Here is a 4,901-nt window from a genome sequence, read left to right as displayed (position 1 = left end):
GCAGAAGGCTGGGCCAATGGACGGGAGCAGTCCCGATAAAACCGGCACCAGCATGGCCGCACCAGCTCCCTTGTGCCTGACTTTCAGTCGGCCCTGGGAGCACTCCCACGCGAGTAGGTGAAGGAAGTGAAGAGGGATTGAGGAGTTCAGGATGAGTACGCCCGAAGTTAAATCAGTTTGTGATGATGCTGATGGCCCCCAGCACCCTGTGCAATTGGAAGGTTTCTTTTGAGTCAGACACCGAACATCCAGGAACATGACCTGAGGTGGGGGAGAGAGCTGGAGCCCGGAGTTGGACCCCGATCCATCAAACTTTCAGGACGAGTAAGACCACCTGCTGGCAGGAGTGAAGAGTACTGCTCAGCGTTTGGTGGAGAAGGTGAGTTGGTTTGATTCGATGGAGTCCTGCCTTTGCCTGATTCAGCGGATGGGTCGCAGTTACACATTGCAGAGCGAGGCGCATTGGTCATAAGTATGTCGCGCTGGGAGCAGCATGCCGTATGACTTGGGCCCAAAGACCATGCCGGAGCTTGCCAACAAAGACGGCACTCCACCTGCGGCGGTGGCTCAAAGCGTTAGTATCTGGAACAGTGCAAGGACATCCTGCGTTGCCTCAAATGATTCAGTAATCGTGAAATGTTTCACATGCTGATGGGGATATCGCCCTGGAGTTCAACCGCAAACTGAGCTGCCTGGAATGCAGAAGCCCAGGCTTCCATCCATAAGACAAAGACCATCGTAATTGGGATTCGCGATCTATAGGCTTATCCATTACTGATCCAAGCCACCCATCCCAAGACGGGTAAATCTTCGATGGCCTCTTTGGGCACCTCGAAAAATTCCTCAACACCCTTAGCGCTGATCAATTACCACGATAAAATCTGTACTGTCTAATATAGGCGAGTGGGACAGCCTGGTTTCTGGGTTCAGGAGAGGCGTACTCAGCGTCTTCAGCGAAAAATGCCGATGTTAGCGACTTTATCTGAGGCGATTCCCTGGGAAGCCTTCAGGTCACTGATAGAGCAAGGTTACAGTGATGAACGAAGGAGTAATGCTGGCTGCAAGCGGACTGATCCGATCATCCTATTCATGATGCTGGTGCTTCAGCAGCTGTTAAACCCCAGCGATGAGGAGCTGAAGTCTCAGGTCAACGACAGGCGATCCTTCGAGGACTTTGTCGGACTGGGAGTGATGAACACGATTCCTGATGCCACTACCATTGCTTTCTTCCGCGAGCGAGTCCGCAAGACCGGCGTCATCCTCGAGTCTTTAGAACGGTTTGAGGGGCACCTGCGTTCCCAGGGGCTGGAGGCCAGTGGTTGGCAGATCGTCAATGCCTCGCTGGTATCTGTTCCCAAACAGCGAAACTCACGGGAGGAGAACTATGCCATCAAGGATGGAGCCATTCCAGAGAAGTGGTTGGACAAGACAAGCCTATTGCACCAAAGGGATGCTGACGCCCGCTGGGTTAAGAAGATCGGAATCAGCCATTTCGGATACAAGAACCCCCTCTGCCAGGAAAGTTGACGCCTCTCACGGCTTTATCCGCAGACTTGCCATTACTCCAAACAACATTCACGACAGCCAGATGCTGCCGCAGGTACTAGATCCTGAGGGCAGAGATGATTACGTCTGGGCTGATTCTGGCTATGCAGGTGCCAGGTTTGAGGATCTTCTCGATTTGGTGAGTTTGAGAGTCGCATTCATGAGAAGGGTGCGTGCAGCCATCCTTTGAGCGAGCAAGCGCAGGAGCAGAACAAGGTGCGATCAAAAGTGCGGGAAAGGGTTGAGCATGTCTTTGGTCTCATCACAACCTGCATGTGCGGCAAGCTGACAAGGCGGATTGGACTGGCGAGAATGAGAGCTTCGTGGGGACTGCGAAATCTGACTTACAATCATCTGCATTACCTGCACCGCAACGCCAAAGCAGTGCTGGTTGTCTGAATCATTCGTCAGCAGCACAGTAGCCTTGCCATGAAGTCATGGAAGCCATTCACTTGGCGGAACTGCACGTGCAGGGAGATTTCTTGTGGTTTCACAAGATTGACTCGGGAGTGTCAACTATTCGAGGTCCCCTTACGAGCCCCCTTGAGTTCCGCTACTGGAGAGCCACCCCCTACAGCCTCGGCGATGGGGCGATGAAGTTCGCCATCATGCCCCGGGAGATGGATCCGCCGTTTGATCCCTCAACCGCCACCGATCTCGACAACGTTCTGCGGGAAGCTGTTTTACCAGTCTGGCCAGCCGGGAGGTCGTATTCGATTTCTTAGTCCAGCTCTAGACTGATCCGGCGGTAATGCCTATCGAGAATCCAATCCAGGAGTGGGATGAAACCCTCTCTCCCTTTCAACAAGTGGCCACTCTTCGCCTGCCCCCACAAGACATAGACATCAACCATGCCGAACGGCTCGAGGCAGACGAACACCAGTCCTTCTCGCCTTGGCACTCCCTCGTTGCCCATCGCTCGCTTGCTGGCTTGAACCGGGCCCGTCGGATGTACGGCAATCTAGCCCGCTCCCGCAACCAGGCCAACAGCCTGGGCTGAGGTTGAAGTGGATTGATTTTCCTACTCTGTGGATTAGAAACCGAAGCCATTCTGATAATTTGCTTGCTGGTACGATAGATCCATCCTGATCGTCTTGATAGTGCGAGCCGGTTCCGTGCTTTCCGTATTTACATCACCTGTGACCAAGCACCGAACCCAGAAGATTTGCCTCAGGCTGGTCAAGAGCAGCCTGATTTGTCTGCTTTGCTCACCCTTCAGTATATCCCCCAATATGGTGGCAAAAGCACAGAGCGCCGATGTGATCCGTCCCGAACAAGACGGTGACTTCCGCTCGATAGAAATCCCCGGCAACCGTGGCTCCTACCGGCAGCGCTTTTGGTTGGTCGTCGATCGAGACCCTCGTGGTCTCTGGTGCCGTGACCTCAAAGGCAGGCCCACCATCGCCTTGAAGTATGGATCGGTGATCGAGAGTGTTGGCACGTCGGTGATCGCCAGACCCATTCAACTGAGTCAGGGCAAAGCTTATCTGCAAGTCGAGATCAAACCTGTGGATATTCTCTACGATGCGCGCCTGCAGGAGCGAGGCACCCCCTCCACCTGCTTCGTTCGTGCGAGTGCTTTCTTTATCGCCCCCATCAACCCTGACTCGATGGGGGCCGTTCATCCCTAGACCTTAAACACTGTGTGGTACCAAATATTTTTGGGCGTGGCAACAGATTCCGGGGAGCAGGTTCGGGCAATCAAGCCATAGGAATAGTGGAGCTTCTCTCCCCGTTGGCTATTGTCATAACCGCTGCTGAAATATTCGCCATAGGGATCGTTGACGATCAAGCCTTTGTCGTCATATCCACAGACAACAATAATATGTCCAAACTTGGTGAAATAGCCATGGATGATCACCGGATTGCCGGCATCGATTGACGTCTGGATATCCTTGAAGCCGCCGTTCTGACGGAAAATGTCTTTGTAACCGGGGTATGAGTCGATCAGAGCCTTGAGATCCTGCGGATCGTGTCGGCTCCAGCCCAGTTTCTCCATCTTCAAATAGAGTGCGTCTTCCAGCTGGGTGCCGGGCGGATGGGGCATGCCGAGGAAGGTGAGGCACATGGCCACGCATGTGACATTGCAGGACCCGGTTGGGTTTTGGCGATTGTCGAGCTGGGATAGGTAAGGCACATCGAGGAGGTGGGGCTTGGATGGATCGACGACCCGCTCAAGACCTGGACCAGCTGCAGGGGCCGTGGCGGTTGCAGCCTCAGTCACGGCGGATCTCCAGTGGGGCTGGTATAACCACCAGTCACCAGATCCGTAGGCAAGTCGAACCTTCTTCGAGTTTCCCGACGTCTCGAGGACCTGCTCAACCTTGTACTGACGTCCTGTCTCGACAGGCACCAACTGCTGGGGGCCCAACTGCGAGGAGTCCACCTTGTCCTTCTTCAGGAACGTTTCGGTGATCGCTTCTAGGATTTCCTGTTTCGGAGCAGGTGCGCCGGTACCCTTCAGGAGTTCAAGCCCTTGTCGCCAAAGGTCACCCTCTGCATCGCGACGGCGGCGCAGTCCCGCCTCCACATTGCTGCCGGGGTTGACATAGCGCATCAAGGCACTCGGAACATCGTCCCAGCGCTTTTCACGCAGACAGGCACTGATTGTGTTGAAACCACCGCTGCCGTAGAAATCAACCCCGAGATTATAGGCGAAGCTGCAGAGTGCCGACTGCATAAGATCATTGATCTCACCCCAGCCGGGAACCTTCTTGGAAAGTGGCTCCCAGTATTTTTCCTGGAGGGTTGTTGCAAAGAACTTATCTGCATCCTCCTTTGTAATGGAATCACTTGGTTGCACCTTCCTGCCATCCGGATAGACAGTGGTTCCCCAGCCAATGGTAAAGGGGTCCCCACCACTGAGTGGATCGGGGTAGGCGTGCACTAAGTTGTCACTTGGCTTCAGCCTATGGCAGCCTTCAAACTCTTTGATGAGGGCAATGGCTTGTTGCGGAACCGTGGTTGTCATGTCGGAGATGAGCCAGATCAGACGATTTCAGAAAAAGTCAAAGACTGCCTAGGGGCTGACAGGCCATAAATGTCATAACTAAGTTAGCATTGTCATTTGGGGCGCTTGCCTCCGCTGCACTTGGGCTGCTAAATATTTACAGTGCGGATCTGCTGCCAGTTTGATGCCTTTAATGAAGATTCAGATCTTGTCAGTGAGCATCATTCTAGCCTGTAAGTACTGAACTCCGACTGTTCTGCCTTGCCGTATTATCTGGAGAGCGGCATAGTTCAAGGCTTAAATAGCTATGTACCCGTTCAGAGGGCGGTACGCACGAGCTCTGTAATCCACGCCTGACCGCATACCGCTGAGGGGCCAAGGACGCGGCGGCGTGAGCTGAACAGTT

The 4,901-nt window shown here is 53.9% G+C and carries 4 protein-coding genes; 3 read left to right on the top strand and 1 reads right to left on the bottom strand.

Translation table 11 applies throughout. The features are described 5' to 3' along the window. The first annotated feature begins 960 nt into the window (after positions 1–960). The 3 genes from CJZ82_RS19265 (at position 961) to CJZ82_RS17260 (ending at position 3,176) form a co-directional block, all read left to right on the top strand. Entirely contained in the window at positions 961–1,527 is a 567-nt protein-coding gene (locus CJZ82_RS19265; RefSeq protein ID WP_094556968.1) for a transposase, read from the top strand. Beyond that, positions 1,451–1,735 carry a transposase gene (locus tag CJZ82_RS19260; protein WP_158218634.1) on the top strand — a complete coding sequence of 95 codons (285 nt, stop codon included), beginning with the start codon at positions 1,451–1,453 and terminating at the stop codon, positions 1,733–1,735. The genes CJZ82_RS19265 and CJZ82_RS19260 overlap by 77 nt, the downstream gene beginning before the upstream one ends. Positions 1,736–2,684: 949 nt before the next feature. Continuing rightward, positions 2,685–3,176 (top strand): hypothetical protein, encoded by a 492-nt coding sequence (locus CJZ82_RS17260; RefSeq protein ID WP_233130364.1) that lies wholly within the window; start codon positions 2,685–2,687, stop codon positions 3,174–3,176. Here CJZ82_RS17260 and CJZ82_RS17255 read toward each other — a convergent pair. After that, the gene (locus CJZ82_RS17255) at positions 3,173–4,516 is read right to left on the bottom strand and encodes a C39 family peptidase (protein WP_094556963.1); all 1,344 of its coding nucleotides are present in this window, start codon (positions 4,514–4,516) and stop codon (positions 3,173–3,175) included. The two genes, CJZ82_RS17260 and CJZ82_RS17255, sit on opposite strands and share 4 nt — an antisense overlap. Positions 4,517–4,901: the final 385 nt, after the last annotated feature.

Origin of the sequence: Synechococcus sp. 1G10 (assembly GCF_002252625.1) — a bacterium.
Classification (GTDB): domain Bacteria; phylum Cyanobacteriota; class Cyanobacteriia; order PCC-6307; family Cyanobiaceae; genus Regnicoccus_A.
Note: the sequence above shows the minus strand (reverse complement) of the source record. Positions and strands in the feature narration are given on the sequence as shown.

What these genes read in the sequence shown, in the direction of transcription:
- CJZ82_RS19265 (WP_094556968.1), top strand. Translation starts at nt 961, where the DNA reads ATGCCGATGTTAGCGACTTTATCTGAGGCGATTCCCTGGGAAGCCTTC.
- CJZ82_RS19260 (WP_158218634.1), top strand. Translation starts at nt 1,451, where the DNA reads ATGCTGACGCCCGCTGGGTTAAGAAGATCGGAATCAGCCATTTCGGAT.
- CJZ82_RS17255 (WP_094556963.1), bottom strand. Translation starts at nt 4,516, where the DNA reads ATGACAACCACGGTTCCGCAACAAGCCATTGCCCTCATCAAAGAGTTT.